The organism is Saccharopolyspora sp. NPDC000995, from assembly GCF_053599315.1.
The window spans coordinates 25839-45635 of record NZ_JBSFLZ010000025.1 but is presented as its reverse complement, the minus strand read 5'-3'; the positions used below and the strand labels follow the sequence as shown (position 1 = coordinate 45635).

Below are 19797 nucleotides of genomic sequence, written 5' to 3'. Positions count from 1 at the left end.
ATGGTGGGCGCGAGCCGGCGGGCCAGGTAGCCGACGGAAAGGTGGTGATCAGTTAGCACCGGCCCGCTACGAAGATCGGCGTCGTGTTCGCCTGCTGGCTGGCCAGGTCGCGGCCGAACTCGGTGAGTTCCCGCTGTTGCAGCGTGACGCCGAGGAGCAGCACGAGGGAGGAATACTTGAACAGGAGGACGAGCTCGTCTCCCGCGCAACGGACGGTTCGAGGAACTGCTGACGGAGTCGTCGTCAGTCTCCCCCAACGACGTGGCACCGACGCCCCCTCGGACCTGGAGCGCTTGGCTGGCGTCGAGGTAGGGGCCGAAGAAATCCAGGTTCTGCTTCCGCTCATCGTTGATCGTCATGTCTGTCGCCGATCTCGCCGTCCCGTTCGAACTGGAACGGCGGAAAGGGATCTGCCGCAGCCGTGGCCTTCCTAGTCAGCGATGACGCCAGTTTCGTCACCAGGACCGGACTCGGTGTGGACGGCGAGCGACGAACCCGGTAGCTCGAGTGGAAGCGCTGAATTAGTAGAACTCCGGGCTGCTGGCGTCCTTCCAGGTTCGGGGAACCATGACGTGGAGGGCGTTGCGCGCGACCGAGAAGCGTTGCGGGGTGCCGTCGACAAGTTCGCCATCGACGTTGATCGGCAGGTCGGGTTCAGTCACCACGTCGACCCGCGTGGTGCGGAGGTGATGGATGTGCTCGCTGTCCAGCGCACCGCGTTTGAGATCGCGCGCGGCGATGACCAGGTCGTGGAGACTACCGTGCCGCATCACGGCGATGTCCAGCGTCGCGTCGTCGATCCCGGCGTCGTGCGCCGCGAGTTGCCCGCCGCCGAAGTAGCGGCCGTTGGCGATCGAGAGCTGCAGCAGCCCATGGTGCTCCTGCGGTTCATGATCGCCATCAGGGAAGACCAGACGCGCCGAGAACCGTTGGTGTCGCAGCAATGCCTTGATGGTCGCCACCGGGTATGCCAGTGCTCCGGTCCACTTTTTCAGCGTCGACGACATCGCTTCGGCGACGCCTGCGCCGAGACCGACTGATGCGCGGTTGACGTAGTAGTTGTTCCCGCAGAGGCCGAGGTCGATGTCGACCATTTTGCCGTGCGCGATGGTGTGGCAAGCCTTGTCGAGATTCGTGGGGATATGCAGGGTGCGGGCGAAGTCGTTGGCGGTGCCCAGCGGAAGCAGGCCCATCGGCACTCCGCGGTGTGCGAGGACGTCGACCACCGAGCTGACGCTGCCATCACCGCCGCCAAGGATGATCATGTCGTGGCCCGCGTCCACGGCTGCGTTCACGGTTTCCGGCAGGCGGGCCGGATCGTGCAGCGGAAAGGTCGAGTGCAGCGGCACGCCCAGGCCGCGCAGCTTCTCGATCGCTCGCAGGTATGCCTTGCTGCCCGTGCGGGCCCGTGCATTGACCACCAGGGCTGCTCGCGTGGCGAGACCGTCGGCTGAAATGACCGCTCCTCACGAGAACAAGCTGCCAGTAACTGCAGTGTAAAGGCATCCGGCGCGTGCCTCAGCGGCTCGACCGAGTCCCAGGCTATGAGGCACCGGCCGCCGCGTATTGCGATGACCTCCGGGACGTCCTCCGCGACGCTCCTCGAAGTAGATCGCGCTCAACACGATGATCAACGGCATCGGGCTCGCTCCCGGAGGTGGGGCCGAGCATGTCTCAGCTTCCGCGCCATCGACATCGGTGAAGCATTTTAGTGAGATGAATCCGGCTTAGAGTGAAGTCAAGAGCGCGGTACCGTCGATCGCCGAGCGCCAGGAGGTCTGGTGTCGGCTGTTGGCTACTCTGCGACTGCCGCTGTGGCCCGCAACAGCGCCCGTGACCGGTGCCGGTGTGCTCCCTAGTGTGAATGTTGTTCCAGTACCAGGCGGGGCCACGGTCGTCGAACCGGCTGATCTATTCCAAGCTGAAGCCGACGGTGTTGGCGAACGGCTGCGGCAGCTGCAGGACAGGCACTTCGGACGTCAGGCACGTGGTGAGGTCGATGATGCTGATGCGGCCGAACGTCAGCGCCCGGAGCAATTCGTTGAGGACGGCCACGTTCTTCGCCTCCGGGGTCCGGGAGTTTGACGCGACGTGCGGGCACTTCCTGCCTGAGTCGCGCACCAGGAATCGTTCGGCGAGCAAAGGATAGCGACGAGCGGATCTTCCGCCCGGAACGCGCGACCCTCGCCGAGGGTTGGGTGCTGGCGGTGTTCTCGGTCCCGGAATCCGAACGGCAGAAGCGGCACGTGCTGCGCACCCAGCTGGCGCGCCTGGGCTTCGGCATCGCCGCGCCGGGATTGTGGATCGCCCCGGCCGACCTGCGGGACGCGGCGAGCTGCGTACTGCGGCGCTACGAGCTGGCCGACTACGCCGATCTGTTCCACGCCGAGCACCTCGCTTTCGGTGATCTGCGGACCAAGGTGGCGCAGTGGTGGGAGGCCTTCGCCGACTACGTGCGGATGCTCACCGACTGGCGCCGATTGCCCTACCTCGACCCCGGGCTGCCCGCCGAGCTGCTGCCGAAGAACTGGAACGGGACGGTGGCCGCGGAGATGTTCTTCACGCTGAAGTCCTGATTGGAGCAGCAGGCCCACGAGCACATCGAGGCCGTCACGGTGCGCTGATCGGTTCTGGGATCGCGGCGGTGCCCTTGAACTCGACCAGCGCCTCGGCGCCCCAGCGGCGCTGCACGCCGATTTTGGCCATCGCTGGGTAGTCCCGCCCGACGAGTTCGCGCCACACCGCGCGGAATTTCCCGGTCGTGCTCGCGGTAGTCGTCCTCGTCCACGATGTAGACCGTCAGCTCCGTCATCTGTTTCGGCCGACCCCGGCGGAGCCCAGCGCGGTGAGTAAGTTGCCAGTGCTTGGCGGAACTGCGACGCCGTTTCCGACGATCTTGCGGTTCGGCGTCGAGCGCCGTCTGGCCCGCGAGGAAAACCAGGCGGCAGTTCGAGGCCACCAGGAGGAGTCGGGTGAGCGAATCGAAGTAGCGGGACAAGCAACGGCAAGCTCAAGCGCTTCGTGCTCCGCGAGCTCGCTCGAGCCTGACCTCGCGAAGCGGGTTGGATCGTCACGGCTTACCGCGTTCGTCGAGGAGTTGGTGGAGTGCTGAGAGACCGTTTTGGACCTCGACGAAACTGGTACTCAGCGGGGCGAGGCCGATGCGGATTCCGTCGGGCGCGCGGAAGTCCGGGATGACACCGCGTTTCCAGAGCAGCTCGGTGACCTCCCGGAAGTCGGCTCGGCACACTGTGATGTGGCCGCCGCGCCGCTCGGGTTCGTGTGGTGAGGCCAGCTGCACGCCCCAGTCGGACAGCCACGCGTCCGCCAGTTCGAGGGCGTATTGGGTCAGCAGCGACGACTTCGCGCGGACTGCTTCGATCCCCGCCTCCTCGAGCATGTCCAGGCCGGTGAGCAGCGGGAGCATCGCCAGGATCGGGGGCGTGCCGCTGAGCAGGCCGCGGATGCCATCGGCGGGTTGGTACCGGGGCCCCATCGTGAACGGTTCGCGATGTCCCATCCAGCCCCAGATCGGCTGCTGTGCGAGCCCGTGGTGGCGCTGGTTGACGTAGCCGAAGGAAGGAGATCCGGGCCCGCCGTTGAGGTACTTGTAGGTGCAGCCGACGGCGAAATCGGCGTCCCACGCGTCGAGGTGCACGGGTACCGAACCGACCGAATGGCAGAGGTCCCACAGCACCAACGCACCGACTCGGTGTGCCGTGCGCGTGATGGCCTCGGCGTCGGCCAGGTAGCCGGAGCGGTATGCGACATGGCTGAACACGACCAACGCGGTGTCCGGGCCGACCGCTCCGGCGACCTGTTCGTCGGTGATGCCCGCCGCCGGATCGGTTTCGATCCATCTGAGGGCCAGGCCGCGTTCGGCGACGATGCCTTCCAGGACGTAGCGGTCGGTGGGGAAGTTGTCGGTGTCGAGGATGATTTCGCGTCGGCCGGGCCGGGCGGCGACCGCGGCGCGGGCGAGCTTGTAGAGCATAACGGTGGTGGAGTCGGCTACGACGACTTGTCCGGGTGCGGCGCCGAGAGCGACCCGGCCGAGGCGGTCGCCGATCGCTTCCGGCCAGTCGAGCCATTCGTCGGTCCACCCCCGGATCAGGCGTTGTCCCCACTGCTGGTGGATGAACTGGTACATGCGCTCGGGGATCGCACGAGCGGGTCGTCCCAGGGAGTTGCCGTCGAGGTAGGCGACGACGTCCGCGCCGTCGGGCGTCAAGAACCGTTCCTGAAAACCGCGCAGCGGATCGGCTTCATCGAGCACGTGCGCTTTCTCCAGGAGGCCGGTGCGGTAGGACATGCGTTCCTCCTTTGGTGGTCTAGTCAGGATGTCAGGGTCGGGTCGAGGACTCGGGCGGTGCGCACGGAGCTGGCGAACCGGGATGGCGCGCGATCGAGTCCGTTCGGGACCCAGCAGGAAGGACGACATTGATGGCTCGAGCGTCGAACTGGTGTTGTTCACCCATGGCGGCGTCGGCGTCGATCACCGAATGCACCTCCCGGAAGCTGCCCGGCGGCGCCAGGAACGATCGCTGGGATATCCGCCCGGCGCGGTCAGGAAGGCTCCGACCGCCCGGATCTGCGGCGACTTCGGATCGTCGGCGGCCGGCAGTTCCGCGATCAGGGCGGGAACGCTGCCCAGGTCGTCAACCTGCGCGATGCCGCTGGCGCGGACGGCGCGGAGGTCCACCAAGCTCGAGTGCACGTGGGCGTCGCGCAGCCCGGGAAGCAGGGTGCCGTCGACGTACCGGACCCGTGCGCCTCGCGGCACCGGCCAGGGTGGCAGCGGCCCGGCACCGGCGGGGCGGCCACGGCGCAGGCGCACCGCGCACCGGTCGAACCACCGTCCCCACCACGCGGAATCAGCGCTCACCCATTCGTCCGCGTCGCTGGGCATCGTGGTCCTCTTGGCCGTCTACCGGGTGATCTCGGTGCGCACCGCGTAAAGCTCGGGGAAGAAGGTCAGGGCTAGCGCGTCGCGGAGGAAGGGTACGCCGCTGGACCCACCGGTGCCCTGCTTGAACTCGATTGTGCGCTCCACCGTCTTCAGGTGCCGGAAAGCGCCAGAACTCGAAGTTCTCCTCCCCGGTGAACACGGTCTTCAACTCAGGCGCGTGGAGACAAGTCAAGCCCGGCGAGTGCCCCGGCGTCGACAGCGATGTGTCGTCGTGGGCGTGGGTGCACACGATCGCCGTCACGCGGCGATCCCCGACTCCTCCTGCTGGAGCGCGACGTCAGCCGCGCACACCTACATGCCTGAGCTCGTGCCCGTCTTACGGAAGATTTACGAGTCGGTCGCGGAGAACTGGGAGGCCTACTCTGCTTGCCCTGCCGGGCGAAACCACTGTGCATGCCGGACATGGTGACTCGACCACCATCGGCGCCGAGGCGCCGCACCTGGAGGAGTGGATAGCGCGGGGCGCTGACTTCTCTCGAATTCCGGGTCTCGAATTCCGGGAGAAGTTCCCCGGGCTGTTGACCGCGCCCTTCGCGGCGGTTAGCGTGACGTTTGATTGATATATCAATCATCGCACACAGATACACGGGAGGTCGGCCGCATGTCCGCAACGGTTGATCGTCAAGCGGTAACGAGCGCCGAACGCGCGCTCGGCCTGCCGCTGGCGGAGACGGACCCGGAGGTCCATGCGGCCATCAACCGGGAATTGGCGCGGCAGCGCGACACGCTGGAGATGATCGCGAGTGAGAACTTCGCGCCGCTGAGCGTGATGCAGGCCCAGGGCTCGGTGCTTACCAACAAGTACGCCGAAGGGTACCCGGGGCGTCGCTACTACGGTGGCTGCGAGAACGTCGACGAGATCGAGCAGCTGGCGATTGGGCGGGTCAAGGCGCTCTTCGGGGCCGACTACGCGAACGTGCAGCCGCATTCCGGCGCTCAGGCGAACTCGGCGGTCATGGCTGCGCTGCTGGAGCCGGGCGACACGTTCCTCGGTCTGGATCTCGCGCACGGCGGGCATCTGACGCACGGAATGCGCCTGACCTTCTCCGGGAAGTACTTCGACGCCGTGGCGTATCACGTGCGCGAAGACGACCACCTCGTTGACATGGCCGAGGTGGAGCGGCTGGCGAAGCAACGGCGGCCGAAACTGATCATCGCGGGTTGGTCGGCTTATCCGCGGCAGCTGGACTTCGCGCAGTTCCGGCGGATCGCCGACGCGGTCGGCGCCTACCTGATGGTGGACATGGCGCACTTCGCCGGGCTGGTGGCTGCGGGGCTGCACCCGTCACCGGTGCCACACGCGCACGTGGTCACCTCGACGACTCACAAGACGCTTGGAGGCCCGCGCGGCGGGGTCTTGCTAGCTCAGGGGGACCTGGCGAAGAAGCTTAACTCCAGTGTCTTTCCCGGCTTGCAGGGCGGCCCGCTCGAGCACGTGATCGCGGGCAAGGCGGTAGCGTTCAAGCTTGCCGGCGAAGCCGCCTTCCGCGAGCGGCAGGAACGCACTCTAGCCGGCGCCAAAATTCTCGCCGACCGGTTGCTGCAGGAGCGCAACGTCGGCGTCGTCTCTGGTGGCACCGACGTCCACCTCGTGCTGGTGGATCTCCGCAACTCCGAGATGGACGGGAAGCAGGCCGAGGACCGGCTGCACAGGGTTGGCATCACGGTGAACCGCAACGCCGTCCCGTTCGACCCGCGCCCGCCTATGGTCTCCTCCGGGGTGCGCATCGGTACTCCGGCGCTGGCTGCGCGCGGTTTCGACGATGAGGAGTTCGTGGAGGTGTCGGACATCATCGGGCTGGCGCTACGTCCCGAGACCCCGGAAGCCGGCCTTGACGCCCTCGCTGCGCGCGTCGCGGATCTCGCCCAAAGTCGTCCTCTCTACCCGGAGCTGCAGGCATGAGTGCAACCACCACGCCTCCTGGCGCGCATCTGCCCGAACATCCTGACTTCCTCTGGCGCAACCCGGAACCGAAGAAGTCCTACGACGTGGTCATCGTCGGTGGCGGCGGGCACGGCCTGGCGACCGCGCACTACCTGGCGAACAACCATGGCATCACCAACGTCGCTGTTCTGGAGAAGGGCTGGCTCGCGGGCGGCAACATGGCCCGCAACACCACGCTGATCCGCTCCAACTACCTGTGGGACGAATCCGCGGCGATCTACGAGCATTCCCTGAAGCTGTGGGAGGGCCTGGAGGAGGACCTCGGCTACCCGATCCTGTTCTCGCAGCGCGGTGTGCTCAACCTCGCGCACACCGAGCAGGACGTCCGCGACTCGGTCCGCCGCGTGGAGGCCAACAAGCTCAACGGGATTGACGCGGAGTGGATCGGGCCCGAGCAGGTCAAGGAGATCTGCCCGATCGTCAACATCTCCGCCGATATCCGCTACCCGGTCCAGGGCGCGACCTATCAGCCGCGCGCGGGCATCGCCAAGCACGACTACGTGGCCTGGGGCTTCGCTCGCCGCGCTGACGAGGCCGGGATCGACGTGATCCAGAACTGTGAGGTGACCGGGTTCGCAGTGGACGGTGACCGGGTGACCGGGGTGCGCACCTCCCGCGGTGACATAGCTTGCGGCACCGTCGCACTCTGCGCGGCCGGGCACACGTCGGTGCTGCTGGACATGCTCGGTGTGCGCACCCCGCTGCAATCGCACCCGCTGCAGGCGCTGGTCTCCGAGCTGCTGGAGCCGGTGCACCCGACGATCGTGATGTCCAACGCCGTGCACGTGTACGTCTCCCAGGCGCACAAGGGCGAACTGGTGATGGGTGCGGGTGTGGATTCCTACAACGGCTACGGCCAGCGCGGCGCCTTCCACATCATCGAGCGCCAGATGGCTGCTGCGGTCGAGTTGTTCCCGGTGTTCGCGCGGGCGCACCTGCTGCGCTCCTGGGCGGGCATCGTGGACGTCACCCCGGATGCGAGCCCGATCGTCGGCCACACCCCGTACGAGAACCTGTTCGTCAACTCGGGGTGGGGGACCGGCGGTTTCAAAGCCACGCCGGGGATCGGTTGGTGCTACGCGCACACCATCGCCCACGGCGAGCCACACCCGTACGTCGCCCCGTTCTGCCTCGACCGGTTCACCACCGGCGCGCTCGTCGACGAGCACGGCGCCGCGGCCGTCGCCCACTGAATCCGAGGACTGCCATGCAACTCATCAACTGCCCGTGGTGCGGCCCCCGCGAGGAGGTCGAGTTCCGCTACGGCGGCCAGGCCGACATCGCCTACCCCGAAAAGCCGGCCGAACTGTCGGACCAGGAATGGGCGGAGTTCGTGTTCTACCGAGACAACCCCAAGGGGCCGTTCGCAGAACGCTGGAGCCACAGTCTCGGCTGCCGCCGTTGGTTCAACGCCCTCCGCGACACCCGCACCTACGAGTTCCTCGCCACCTACGGGGTCGGCGAACCGGGCGCCGGCGTGGCGCGGGCCGAACAGGAAGTGACCGCATGAGCCGGGTCGACGGGTACGGCCGCATCGACCGCAGCCGCACGCTCGCCTTCACCTTCGAAGGCCGGACCTACACCGGCCACCCGGGTGACACGCTCGCCTCGGCCCTGCTGGCCAATGGCGTCCACCACGTCGGCACCAGTGTGAAACTGGGCCGCCCGCATGGGATCGGAGCCGCCTGGACCGAAGACCCCACCGGCCTCGTGCAGATCGAGGAGCCGTTCCCGGAGCCGATGCTGCAAGCCACCACGGTCGAGCTCACCGAGGGGCTCGTCGCCCGTGGCGTCAACGGGCAGGGACGTCTCGCCGACGTGCCCGACCCCGCCCGCTACGACCGCAAGCACACCCACACCGACACGCTGGTGATCGGCGCCGGACCGGCCGGCCTGGTCGCCGCCCGCAGCGCGGCGCGCGCGGGGGAAAGCGTCGTTCTCGTCGACGATCGCGTCACCGCTGGCGGCAGCCTCACCGGTACCGAGCGCATCGACGGCCGTCCGGCCCGGGAGTTCGTCGACGAGGTCGTCGCCGAACTGGCGGGGAATCCGGAGGTGCTACACCTGCAGCGCACCACCGCGTTCGGGCAGTACGACGACGGGTTCGTGCTTGCGCTGGAGCGGCGCACCGATCACCTCGGCGCCGCAGCGCCCGCGAACCGCTCCCGGCAGCGGGTGCACCGCATCCGTGCGCTCAAGGTCGTCGTCGCCACCGGCGCACACGAGCGGCCGATCGTGTTCGAGGACAACGACCGCCCCGGCGTCCTACTCGCCTCCGCAGCACGGGACTACCTGCACCGCTACGGCGTGCTCGCCGGACGAGAGATCGTCGTGTTCACCAGCGACGACACCGCCTATGCCGCGGCGATCGACCTCGCCGACGCTGGCGCGCACGTGACCATCCTCGACGCGCGGGACACCACGCCCGAGGAATGGAAGAATCGCGCCGTGGCGCGTGGAACCTCGGTCCATCCGTCCACTGTAGTCACCGGAACCGAAGGTGAGGAGCGCGTTTCCGGCGTGCTCGCCCGCAACGCCGGCGGTGCGGTGCGGCTGCCTGCTGACCTGCTGCTGGTCTCCGGCGGCTGGAATCCGGTGGTGCACCTGTTCAGCCACATCAAGGGAGCGCTGGCCTACGACGCCGAGCTCGGCGCCTTCCGCCCGTCCGCAACACTGCCCGGTGTCACCGTGATCGGCGCCGCGAACGGCACCTTCGACCTGGCCGGGGTGGTGCGCGAGGGCGCCGGTGACGGAGCTCCGCCCGTCGATGCCGAACCCGCCCGCACGCCGACGAAGGTGTTGTGGCGGACCGAAGGCGACCCGTACCGCCAGTTCGTCGACATCCAGCGCGACGCCACCGTCGCGGATATCCAGCGGGCTGTCGGCGCTGGACTGCGGTCGGTTGAGCACATCAAGCGCTACACCACCATCGGCACCGCGCACGATCAGGGCAAGACCTCCGGCGTGATCGCCTCCGGCATCACCGCCGAGCTCCTCGGCCGCCCGATCGAGGAACTGGGCACCACCACCTTCCGTCCGCCGTACACGCCCGTGGCGTTCGCCGCGCTAGCCGGGCGTGAGCACGGCAAGCTGTTCGACCCGGAGCGCACCACCTCGCTGCACGCCTGGCACCTAGCGGCCGGGGCGGTATTCGAGGACGTCGGGCAGTGGAAGCGCGCGCGTTACTACCCGAAGCCCGGCGAGGACATGGACACTGCGGTGCTGCGCGAATGCGCCGCCACTCGGGCGAGCGTTGGCATCCTCGACGGCTCCACCCTGGGCAAGATCGACGTCCAGGGTCCGGATGCCGGGGTGCTGCTCGACCGGCTCTACACCAACATGATGAGCACGCTGAAGCTCGGGCGGGTGCGCTACGGCGTGATGTGCGGCAACGACGGCATGGTCATCGACGACGGCACGGTGCTGCGGATCGCGGAGAACCGCTTCCTGGTCACCACGACGACCGGCGGCGCCGCATCCGTTCTGGAGTGGATGGAGGAGTGGCTCCAGACGGAGTGGCCGGAGCTGCGCGTGCACCTGGCTTCGGTCACCGAGCACTGGGCGGTCTTCCCGGTCGTCGGCCCGCGGTCGCGTGAGGTGGTCGGTGAGGTGTTCCCCGACCTCGACGTGTCGAACGAGGCGTTCCCATTCATGTCCTGGAAGGACACCGCACTTGACGGTGTGCCGGTCCGCGTCGCGCGGATTTCCTTCTCCGGCGAGCTGGCCTACGAGGTCAACGTCACCTCCTGGTACGGGTTGTCGCTGTGGAAGCGCTTGCTGGAGGCCGGGAATCGCTTCGGCATTACCCCATACGGCACCGAGACCATGCACGTGCTGCGCGCGGAGAAGGGTTACCCGATCATCGGGCAGGACACTGATGGCACGGTCACGCCTCAGGACCTCGGCATGAACTGGGTGGTGTCGAAGAAGAAGGAAGACTTCATCGGCAAGCGCTCGTTCGCCCGGCCGGAGAACCACAACCCGCTTCGCAAGCAATTCGTTTCACTGCTGCCGACCGATGGACTCACCAAGCTGCACGAGGGCTCGCAGATCGTGGAGCTCCGCGAGGACGGGACGTTACCCGAGCCGCCGGTCCCGATGCTCGGCCACATCACCTCCAGCTACCACAGCGCCGAGCTCGGGCGACCGTTCGCGCTCGCACTGGTCAAAAACGGCCGCGCCCGCATCGGTGACCTGGTGCACGTTCCGATGGGCGGCAAGCTCATCGAGGCCGAAATCGGAAACACCGTGTTGGTGGACCCGGAAGGAGCACGCCGCGATGGCTGAAACCCTCTACCTCGCGCACCCCCTGCAGGCGTGGAAAGCGGCTCTGGCCGAGCTGACGTGGGCGGTTGACGGGCTGATGGTCAAGCCCGAGGAGCCAATGGCTGCGGTGGACCTGCGCGTCGATGCTGCAGGACCGGGCGCCGCGGCAGTGGAGCGCGCGTTGGGTTCGGCGCTGCCCTTCGAACCCAACACCTGGACCCACACCACGGAGGGCCAGATCATCTGGCTAGGACCCGATGAGTGGCTGGTAACCAGCAAGAACGCCCGCCCGCACGAGCTGGAGGACTCGCTCGGCCGGGTCGTATCCGCTCACGGCGGCGCGGCCGCGGACGTGTCCGCGCAACGCACCACCATCCGGCTGAGCGGTGAGCGGGCCCGAGAGCTGCTCTCGTTCGGGTGCTCGATCGACCTGCGATCCTCGGCCTTCCCCAAGGGATCGAGCGCGCAGACCAGCATCGGGCAGACCGGTGTGCTGATCCTCGCCCTCGGCAACGGCGACGACTTCCGGCTTTTCGTCCGGCCGTCGTTCGCCGGGTACCTCGCGGACTGGCTGCTCGACACAGCCCAGGAATTCCGGCCCGCCCACTAGCTCCCAGGCGACCTTGATCGTCGGCAGGGCCCGATCTTCCATCCTCCACAGGCATCTTCGCAGCGGTCGCAGTGGATTGTTCATTTAGGAGAGACCCGTCATGAGCACCACCCCTCGCGTCGTCATCATCGGAGCCGGGATCGTCGGTGCGAACCTGGCCGACGAGCTCACCGGGCGCGGCTGGACCGAGGTCGCTGTCCTCGATCAAGGGCCGCTGCCGCTCACCGGAGGCTCAACCTCCCACGCGCCCGGTCTGGTGTACCAGACCAGCGCTTCGAAGGTCATGACCGAGCTGGCCACCTACACGGTGGAGAAGTTCAAAAGCCTCGACGTGGACGGCGCCTGGTGCTTCAACCAGGTCGGCGGCCTCGAGGTCGCCACCACCCCGCAGCGCCTCGCCGACCTGCACCGCAAGCAGGGGTGGGCCACCTCCTGGGGTGTGCCCGGTGAGATTGTCGGGCCGCAACGGTGCGCCGAATTGCACCCGCTGCTCGACCGCGAGCAGGTGCTCGGCGGGTTCCACACCCCGACGGACGGCCTGGCCAAGGCGTCCCGCGCCGTCGTCGCAGTGGCCCGCCGCGCCGAGTCCCGCGGCGCGGTGTTCCGCGGCTCGACCCGCGTCATCGAGGTCCTCCAGCAGGGCGGTCGGGTCACCGGTGTGCGCATTGATGTCGGCGAGGAGATCCCCGCCGACATCGTGGTGTCCTGCGCCGGGTTCTGGGGGCAGGCCGTCGGTGAGCTGGTCGGTATGAAGGTGCCCTTGCTCCCAATGGCCCACCAGTACGTGCGCACCGGGCAGATCGCTGAGCTCGTCGGACGCAACGACGAGCGGATCGAGGCACGGCTGCCGATCCTGCGCCACCAGGACCACGACCTCTACTACCGCGAGCACAACGACTGCCTCGGCATCGGCTCCTACGCCCACCGCCCCATGCCGGCGCGGCTGTCCGAGCTGCCCGAAGTCGACGACGACGATCTCACCGAGGCGGCGATGCCATCGATGTTGCCGTTTACCGAGGAGGATTTCACGCCGTCCTGGGAGCACAGCAAGGTGCTGCTGCCGTCGCTGCGGGAGTCGAAGATCGAGTCCGGGTTCAACGGCATTTTCTCCTTTACCTCCGACGGCGGGCCGCTGGTCGGAGAGTCCCAGCAGGTGGCCGGGTTCTGGATCGCCGAGGCGGTGTGGGTGACCCACTCCGCGGGTGTCGCCCGCGCCGTCGCGCAGCTGCTCGTGGACGGCCGCAGCGACGTCGAACTCCACGGTTGCGACGTGAACCGGTTCGACGAGATCGAGACGACCGAGGCTTACGTCAGCGAGACCTCGCAGCAGAACTTCGTGGAGATCTACGACGTGCGGCACCCGCTGCAACCGAAGCTCTCGCCGCGCGACCTGCGGGTAAGTCCGTTCCACGCGCGGCAGAAGGAATTGGGCGCGTTCTTCCTCGAGGCGCACGCTTGGGAGCGGCCCCACTGGTACGAGGCCAATGCGCGCTTGGTCAAGGAACTGCCGACCCAATGGCAGCCGCCGTCGCGCGACGCTTGGTCAGCGATGTTCCACTCGCCGATCGCCGCGGCGGAGGCGTGGAAGACCCGCACCGCGGTCGCCATGTACGACATGACCCCGCTCAAGCGCATCGAGGTCAGCGGCCCGGGGGCGATCGAGTTCCTGCAGCGGCTGACCACCGGCAAGATGGACAAGCCGGTCGGCTCGGTGACCTACACCCTCGCCCTGGACAAGGCCGGTGGTATCCGCTCGGACTTGACCGTCGCCCGGCTCACCGAGCACCTGTTCCAGGTCGGCGCCAACGGCAACCTTGACCTGGACTACTTCCTGCGCGAGGCGTCGGAGGACCACAGCGTCCAGATTCGCGACATCACCGGCGGTACCTGCTGCGTCGGCGTGTGGGGGCCGCTGGCGCGTGACCTGGTGCAGCCGTTGAGCGGCGATGATTTCTCCCATGAGGCGCTGAAGTACTTCCGCCTGAAGCATGCACACATCGCCGGTATCCCGGTCACTGCGATGCGACTGTCCTATGTGGGCGAGCTCGGCTGGGAGATCTACACCAACGCCGAATACGGCCAGCGACTGTGGGATGTGCTTTGGGAAGCCGGGCAACCGCTGGGGGCCATTGCCGCAGGACGGGCCGCGTTCAACAGCCTCCGCCTGGAGAAGGGCTACCGGTCGTGGGGCAGTGATATGACGACCGAGCACAACCCTTACGAGGCCGGTCTCGGGTTCGCTGTGAACAAGAAGAAGACCGGCTACGTCGGGTACGACGCGATCGCTGGGCTGAGCGACGAAGCCGTCACCCGCCGTCTTGCCTGCCTGACCATCGACGACGGGCGTAGCGTGGTGCTGGGCAACGAACCTGTGTTCCTCGATGGCGAAGCCGCGGGTTATGTGACGTCGGCCGCGTTCGGCCACACGATCGGCAAGCCGATCGCCTACGCCTGGCTCCCCGCGTCGGCCACGGCAGACACCTCGGTGGAAATCCAGTACTTCGGGCGGAAGGTGCGCGCCACAGTCGCCGTCGAACCGCTGGTCGACCCGGAGATGGCCCGAATTCGCCGCTGAGCGGCCCCGAGCAGGGGGCGCGGTCTGCAAATGGTCGGTGTCCGTGCACCCCAACCGACTGCGGGCCCAGGCCGCCGAGAACGAAAACACCGATGCCATGCGCATAGAAGGTCTCGAAACCTTCGTGCAAGAACTCGCAGCTCGGGTACCAGCTCCCGGCGGCGGGGCGAGCGCCGGGCCGCACGCCGCCCAGGCCGCCGTGACCGACTTGGTGGCTGGGCTGCCCCCAGTGCCCGGCGGGGCCGGACCGGTGACCACGGCGTTGTGGCCGCGCCAACCGGTTGAATCCGCTTCGCGGAGCGCAATGTGACCGAGCCGCGAACCGCTGGCACCGACCTGAGCGCTCCCACACCTGGGGCTGATGTGGGAAGTCTGCTGAGGATGATGCGCGGCCGCGCAAACTGGTGTGCGCAATCCTAAACGTCACACCGGATTCGTTTTCCGACGGCGGCGCGTACCGGAACAGCGGCGCAGCCGTTCGGCACGGGCTGCGCTTGATCGAAGAGGGTGCTGACATCCTCGACATCGGCGGCGAATCCACGCGGCCGGGCGCCCGCCCAGCACCGCAGAGGAGTTCGACCGCGTTGTGCGGGTCATCGAAGAGTTGGCGCGGCGGACGGACACTCCGCTGTCGATCGACACCTCCCGCCCGGAGGTGATGAGGGAAGCGGTGGCCGCCGGCGCGACGATCAACGATGTGCGCGCACTGCGCTATCCCGGTGCAGTCGAGATGGCGGCCGGTTCGGGGGTGCGACGTCTGCCTCTCGCACATGCTCCGGCCGCCTCACTTGATGCAGCGCAGCCCGAGCTACGTCGACGTGCTTGCCGAAGTAAGGGAGTTCCTGTGCGAACGGATCGAAGTGTGCGCGGGTGCGGGCATCGCGCGCGAGCATGTCGTGATCGACCCTGGTTTCGGCTTCGGCAAGAACCGGGAGCACAACTTGACCTTGCTCCGGTCGCTGAGCGCGTTCACCGAGCTCGGTGCACCTGTCATGGCTGGACTGTCGCGCAAGGAAGTGCCCGGGGAAATCACCGGGCGACCGGTGCCGGAGCGAGAGGCAGTTTCATCACAGCCGCCGTGCTGGGGGCGCAGCGTGGCGCGAAGATCCTCCGCGTGCACGACGTGGCCGCCATGGTCGACGCGCTCAAAGTGCTTTCCGTGGTCGAAGACTGAGCCGCTCGCGATGCGGGCCGTCAGATGATCGCCCGTATCGCCTTCTCGAATCCGGTGACGTGGTCTCGGGCGATCTTCTCGGCCCTCCGGCTCTCGCCATCGGCGACCGCTCGCAGCAGGCCCACGTGTTCCTCGATGTGCCGGTCGAAATGCGTGATGCGTTCCAGGAACACGCAGAAGATCCGGGTCGCGAGGTTGTTGTAGCGAACCAGCGTGTCCTCGAGGTGGGGGTTGCCGGCGGCGCGGTAGATCCAGCGGTGCACCCGCAGGTCCCACTGCATCAGCTCGTTGCGCGACATGATCAGCACGTCGTTGTCCTGGATGGTGTCGGCGAGCTCGGCCAGCTTCTCGCGCACGGCCTTCCCGGCGTTCTCGGCGGCCCGGCGGGCGGCCAGCGGTTCGAGCTGCACGCGGATTTCGGAGATGTAGGCGAGGTCGGTGATGTCCACGCCGGTCGCGAAGGTGCCGCGGCGCGGATACGAGATCACCAGACGATCCACCTCGAGACGTTTGAGGGCCTCGCGGACGGGTGTGCGTCCAATGCCGAGCGACTCGCTGAGAGCCAAGTCGTCGATCGGCGCCATCGGCGGGATGTCCAGCATGATCAGCTGGTCCTGGATCGCGGCGTAGGCGCGGTCGGCCAGCGAGGTGGTCGACGATTCGAGTTCCTGTCGGGCAGTGGTCACGGGCATCATCTTAGGGCCTGAAATCCATGGGGACATGCCCTGGCACTTCTTTGAAGCCGGTCTTGCATCAGATTGATATATTAATCCAATATCTGAGGGAGCGATGAAGCGACCAGGGAGCGTTGATGACCATCTCCGTGTTCTACCCGCTCAAGGTCGGGATCGGAACCTCGAGTTCGCACACGGTCGGCCCGATGCGGGCCGCTTACCTGTTCGTCACCCGACTTCGCGGGTCCGGGGCGCTCGGCCGCGCGGCCAGGGTGCGTTGTGAACTTTTCGGGTCGCTCGGCACCACTGGCCGCGGCCACGGCAGTGTCAAGGCGGTGGTGCTAGGGCTGGCTGGTGAGCATCCGCACCTGGTCGATCCCGTGGCCACCGACCCGGCGGTCGAGGCCGTGCGCGCGGACGGCCGGATAAGCCTTGGAGGAAAGCATGAGATCTCGTTCTCCGCTGACGACGTGGTGCTGCACCGCCGCAAGCGACTGGACTTCCACAGCAATGGCATGGTTTTCGCGGCCTACGGTTCTGACGGCGCCGAGCTCGACCGTCGCGAGTACTACTCGGTTGGTGGCGGGTTCGTTCTCGACGAGGACGAGGCTGGCCGGCCGGGGCTGGTCGACGACGACACACCGGTTCGCTACCCGTTCACCACGGGCGACGAACTGCTTGCGCTGACGATATCGAGCACAACCTGGGCCTGACATACGACCCGGTCGGTGGGCTGGTGCAGATCCCCTGCATCGAGCGCAATGCCGTCGCCTCGGTCAAAGCGATCACCGCAGCCCGGATGGCTGTGCGCGGCGATGGTGCGCACCACGTGTCGCTGGATAAGGCGATCAAGACCATGCGCGAAACCGGCGCGGACATGAAGGACAAGTACAAAAGGACAAGTACAAGGAGACCGCCCGCGGCGGGCTGGCTCTCAACATCGTGGAGTGCTGAGGAGATTTGCGTGAGTCACACCTTCACCCTCACCCTGAGCTGCCCCAACCGGACAGGCATCGTGCGCGCGGTGAGCGGATACCTGTTCGAACTAGGATGCGACATCGGTGAGCACCAGCAGTTCGACGACGGTGTTCGTGACCGGCTGTTCATGCGCACCCAGGTCACGGCGCCCGACGGCATCGATCTGGAGGAGCTGTCGCGCGGATTCGAGCCGGTGGCTGCTGAGTTCCAGATGACCTACGACTTCAACGCCAACCGGAACGCCCGGATCCTGGTCATGGCATCGAAGCTCGGCCACTGCCTGAACGACCTGATCTACCGGTGGCGGGCCGGAAGCCTCGGGGGTGACATCGTCGCAGTGGTGTCCAACCACCAGGACCTGCGCCCGATGGCCGAGGCCGCTGGCTTGCCGTTCGTGCATATTCCAGTCACCCCGGAGACGAAGGGGGCTGCCGAGGCGCGCCTGTTGCAGCTCGTGGATGAGTACGACGCCGAGCTGGTCGTGCTGGCGCGGTACATGCAGATCCTCTCGGACGAGACCAGCAAGGCTCTGTACGGCCGCGCAATCAACATCCACCACTCGTTCCTGCCCGGGTTCAAGGGCGCCAAGCCATACCACCAGGCGTACCAGCGCGGCGTGAAACTCGTCGGTGCCACCGCGCATTACGTCACCTCGGACCTGGACGAGGGGCCGATCATCGAGCAGGAAGTTATCCGGATCGACCACACCCACGACCCCCGTGCACTGCAAACTGTGGGGCGTGACGCCGAAGCGCTCGCGTTGTCCCGCGCGGTGCGCTGGCACTGCGAACGCCGGGTGCTGCTCAACGGTCACAGCACGGTCGTTTTCCCGTGACCACGGTGCCTGATCGGACTGCCCCGAGGATCGCTAGAACCCGCCCCTTCGGCGGGTCGGGGCAATCTCGTGCGTACCGGGACGCGCTGCTGGCAGCCCTCGGCAGGGACAGGGCGATCCGTGATCCAGCCGCTGGGTTTTGATCTCATCCAAAGTGGACCCATTGGTCCTGCTTGGCAGTGGGGTCGGCCGCAACGCCGGTGACCTTCACTTCCCCTGTCCCAGCTGGCGTGGAATCCGACGAGACGGTCAGGGGGCAACAGTGGCTTGAGCTCCGTGATTGGGGCAGAAAGGCCTTGGTTCGGTTCTGCTGTGCTGCGGCAGTCCGGCGAAATGAGGGCGCTGTGCAACGGCGTTTGACCAGCTTCGTCATCTGGAGGCCGGCTTGGGCCGGAGTCACATGAGCGATCTTGGTGGCCGGTGGTGTGGCTGAGGGATCTCCTGGTAGCGGCTCGGAGGGTTCGATGATCGGGTCCGATCGCGGGAACGGCCACGGGTCGCTGCGCTTCGCTGGGAGGGATACTGCCTGACCCCATCTGGCGTTGATCAGCGCGGCCTGCGCGATCACCGAGCAGGCGATGACGCGGTGACGATCTGGGGAGCGCTCGCTGGCGGGTTCATCGGCACCCTGGTGCTGACCACGGCGTTGCGCGCGGCGAATGAGCCCAAAATGACCCGCATCGACATCCCCTTCCTGCTCGGCACCTGCGTAACAGTCAACCGCTCCCGAGCGAAAGCCGTCGGCTACCTGGCGCACTTCGTGTTCGGGGAGCTGTTCGCCTTGGGCTACTACGGGCTTTTCGTCGCCCTGGAACTAGCAGCTGTTGGTTGGGGGCGCTGTTCGGTCTGGTCCACGGCATGTTCGCCGGCACCGCGCTGGTGAACATCCTGCTGCCGGTAGTGCACCCGCGAATGGGAACCAACCTGACCAGCGCTCCCCAGAGAGCGCACTGCTCGAACCGCCGGGTTTCCTCCTGCTCAACGCAGTGGTGACACCGATCTTCAGCCTGGGGGCATGTCCTCTACGGCGACCTCGTCGGTGGATTCATCTCGTACACCGGCTGACCGGGCGATGCGGATAGGGCAGCGGCAGTGCACCCGTCGTTGAAGCGCTGGTACCGGTTGGTTAGTGGCGGGTGGGCACCCGCGTGATGAGGCGGAGGGCATTGGCGAGGCCTTCGCGGTGTTCGCTGAAGGTTTCCGGGGAAATCCCCTCGGTGGCAATGGAAACGAGGTGGTCGGTCGCCGCGCGCAGCACCGCGCTCGTGGCGGCGGCCTGCATGCGGACTTCGAGCGCGTCGGCCGGCATGCCCATGCGCTCGGCGAGCACGTCGGCGAAGGCGGACTCGTCGCGCTCCCGCAGCACGAGGTAGGCGGCGCGCAGCGCGGGTTCGTCGTGCGTCATGCGGACCACGGCCAGTACCGCCTCGACGTCGGAGTCGGAGGAGTCGAGCACGGTCGTGTAGGCCGCGCGTAGGTGCTCGGCCAGCTCCAGTTCGGGCGGCCAGGTGCGCAGGACTTCCTGGAAAGCGTCGATCGTCTTCGTCAGCAGCGGTTCGATGCAGCTTTCCTTGCTGCGGAAGTAGCGCCACAGCGTGCGCTCGGAAACTCCGGCGGCGCTCGCGATCTGCTCGCCTGATGTCGCGGCCACGCCCTGCTCGCGGAACAGTCGCACGGCGTGGCGGGAAATGTCGAGCCGTTGCTGTTGGCGTTGCTGGTCGCTTACCGGTGGACGCCCGCGGCGGGTCTTGCGGTCGTGTCGCTCAACCAC

Annotated in this window: 17 protein-coding genes and 5 pseudogenes; 14 read left to right on the top strand and 8 right to left on the bottom strand. The window is 67.1% G+C overall.

All coding sequences use genetic code 11. The annotated features are described in order from the left end of the window. Positions 1-521: 521 nt before the first annotated feature. Together ACWDKQ_RS11715 and ACWDKQ_RS11710 are read right to left on the bottom strand one after the other, a co-directional pair. Entirely contained in the window at positions 522-1421 is a 900-nt protein-coding gene (locus tag ACWDKQ_RS11715; protein WP_450138706.1) for a diacylglycerol/lipid kinase family protein, read from the bottom strand. A gap of 418 nt (positions 1422-1839) precedes the next feature. Beyond that, positions 1840-2055: pseudogene (locus ACWDKQ_RS11710) on the bottom strand (cyclase family protein); the annotation flags it as partial. A gap of 86 nt (positions 2056-2141) precedes the next feature. On the opposite strand from ACWDKQ_RS11710, the pseudogene ACWDKQ_RS11705 reads away from it, so the two are divergent. Then, a pseudogene (locus ACWDKQ_RS11705) lies at positions 2142-2576 on the top strand (PaaX family transcriptional regulator C-terminal domain-containing protein); the annotation flags it as partial. A 34-nt stretch (positions 2577-2610) separates the two neighbouring features. Here the strand turns inward: ACWDKQ_RS11705 and ACWDKQ_RS11700 are convergent. The 4 genes from ACWDKQ_RS11700 to ACWDKQ_RS11685 form a co-directional block, all read right to left on the bottom strand. Continuing rightward, positions 2611-2742: a hypothetical protein gene (locus ACWDKQ_RS11700; protein ID WP_450138705.1), complete on the bottom strand. Its 132-nt coding sequence runs from the start codon at positions 2740-2742 to the stop codon at positions 2611-2613. 328 nt (positions 2743-3070) lie between these two features. After that, positions 3071-4312 (bottom strand): kynureninase, encoded by a 1242-nt coding sequence (gene kynU / locus ACWDKQ_RS11695; RefSeq protein WP_450138704.1) that lies wholly within the window; start codon positions 4310-4312, stop codon positions 3071-3073. A 183-nt stretch (positions 4313-4495) separates the two neighbouring features. Continuing rightward, a complete protein-coding gene (locus tag ACWDKQ_RS11690; protein WP_450138703.1) occupies positions 4496-4909 on the bottom strand; it encodes a hypothetical protein in 414 nt (137 codons plus the stop codon). A gap of 18 nt (positions 4910-4927) precedes the next feature. Continuing rightward, positions 4928-5053: a hypothetical protein gene (locus ACWDKQ_RS11685; RefSeq protein ID WP_450138702.1), complete on the bottom strand. Its 126-nt coding sequence runs from the start codon at positions 5051-5053 to the stop codon at positions 4928-4930. 269 nt (positions 5054-5322) lie between these two features. Here ACWDKQ_RS11685 and ACWDKQ_RS11680 point away from each other — a divergent pair. The 10 genes and pseudogenes from ACWDKQ_RS11680 to ACWDKQ_RS11635 all read left to right on the top strand — a co-directional run. After that, positions 5323-5433, top strand: a pseudogene (locus tag ACWDKQ_RS11680) (MBL fold metallo-hydrolase); the annotation flags it as partial. 137 nt (positions 5434-5570) lie between these two features. Then, entirely contained in the window at positions 5571-6872 is a 1302-nt protein-coding gene (locus ACWDKQ_RS11675; RefSeq protein ID WP_450138701.1) for a serine hydroxymethyltransferase, read from the top strand. After that, positions 6869-8107 (top strand): sarcosine oxidase subunit beta family protein, encoded by a 1239-nt coding sequence (locus ACWDKQ_RS11670; protein WP_450138700.1) that lies wholly within the window; start codon positions 6869-6871, stop codon positions 8105-8107. The genes ACWDKQ_RS11675 and ACWDKQ_RS11670 overlap by 4 nt, the downstream gene beginning before the upstream one ends. Positions 8108-8121: 14 nt before the next feature. Then, positions 8122-8424, top strand: coding sequence for a sarcosine oxidase subunit delta (locus ACWDKQ_RS11665; protein WP_450138699.1), 303 nt, complete (start codon positions 8122-8124; stop codon positions 8422-8424). Further along, positions 8421-11201, top strand: a complete 2781-nt coding sequence (locus tag ACWDKQ_RS11660; RefSeq protein ID WP_450138698.1) for a 2Fe-2S iron-sulfur cluster-binding protein — start codon at positions 8421-8423, stop codon at positions 11199-11201. Before ACWDKQ_RS11665 ends, ACWDKQ_RS11660 begins: the two co-directional genes overlap by 4 nt. Then, entirely contained in the window at positions 11194-11790 is a 597-nt protein-coding gene (locus ACWDKQ_RS11655; protein ID WP_450138697.1) for a sarcosine oxidase subunit gamma, read from the top strand. Before ACWDKQ_RS11660 ends, ACWDKQ_RS11655 begins: the two co-directional genes overlap by 8 nt. Before the next feature lie 100 nt (positions 11791-11890). Beyond that, on the top strand, positions 11891-14365 hold the full coding sequence (locus ACWDKQ_RS11650) for a GcvT family protein (protein WP_450138696.1): 2475 nt from the start codon (positions 11891-11893) through the stop codon (positions 14363-14365). Positions 14366-14408: 43 nt separating this feature from the next. Then, positions 14409-14675, top strand: a complete 267-nt coding sequence (locus ACWDKQ_RS11645) for a hypothetical protein (protein WP_450138695.1) — start codon at positions 14409-14411, stop codon at positions 14673-14675. A 94-nt stretch (positions 14676-14769) separates the two neighbouring features. Further along, a pseudogene (locus ACWDKQ_RS11640) lies at positions 14770-15059 on the top strand (dihydropteroate synthase); the annotation flags it as partial. 97 nt (positions 15060-15156) lie between these two features. Next, positions 15157-15567: a dihydropteroate synthase gene (locus ACWDKQ_RS11635; protein ID WP_450138694.1), complete on the top strand. Its 411-nt coding sequence runs from the start codon at positions 15157-15159 to the stop codon at positions 15565-15567. Here ACWDKQ_RS11635 and ACWDKQ_RS11630 read toward each other — a convergent pair. Further along, entirely contained in the window at positions 15560-16234 is a 675-nt protein-coding gene (locus tag ACWDKQ_RS11630) for a GntR family transcriptional regulator (protein ID WP_450138693.1), read from the bottom strand. The two genes, ACWDKQ_RS11635 and ACWDKQ_RS11630, sit on opposite strands and share 8 nt — an antisense overlap. A gap of 116 nt (positions 16235-16350) precedes the next feature. Between ACWDKQ_RS11630 and ACWDKQ_RS11625 the strand changes: the two are divergent. The 3 genes and pseudogenes from ACWDKQ_RS11625 to ACWDKQ_RS11615 all read left to right on the top strand — a co-directional run bounded on the left by ACWDKQ_RS11625 (position 16351) and on the right by ACWDKQ_RS11615 (position 18909). Beyond that, positions 16351-17167, top strand: a pseudogene (locus ACWDKQ_RS11625) (serine dehydratase beta chain). 10 nt (positions 17168-17177) lie between these two features. Then, entirely contained in the window at positions 17178-18026 is an 849-nt protein-coding gene (purU, locus tag ACWDKQ_RS11620) for a formyltetrahydrofolate deformylase (RefSeq protein ID WP_450138692.1), read from the top strand. A 586-nt stretch (positions 18027-18612) separates the two neighbouring features. Then, complete coding sequence (locus ACWDKQ_RS11615; RefSeq protein WP_450138691.1) at positions 18613-18909, top strand: hypothetical protein; 297 nt, start codon at positions 18613-18615, stop codon at positions 18907-18909. 243 nt (positions 18910-19152) lie between these two features. Here ACWDKQ_RS11615 and ACWDKQ_RS11610 read toward each other — a convergent pair whose 3' ends face one another. Beyond that, positions 19153-19797: a TetR/AcrR family transcriptional regulator gene (locus ACWDKQ_RS11610; protein ID WP_450138690.1), complete on the bottom strand. Its 645-nt coding sequence runs from the start codon at positions 19795-19797 to the stop codon at positions 19153-19155.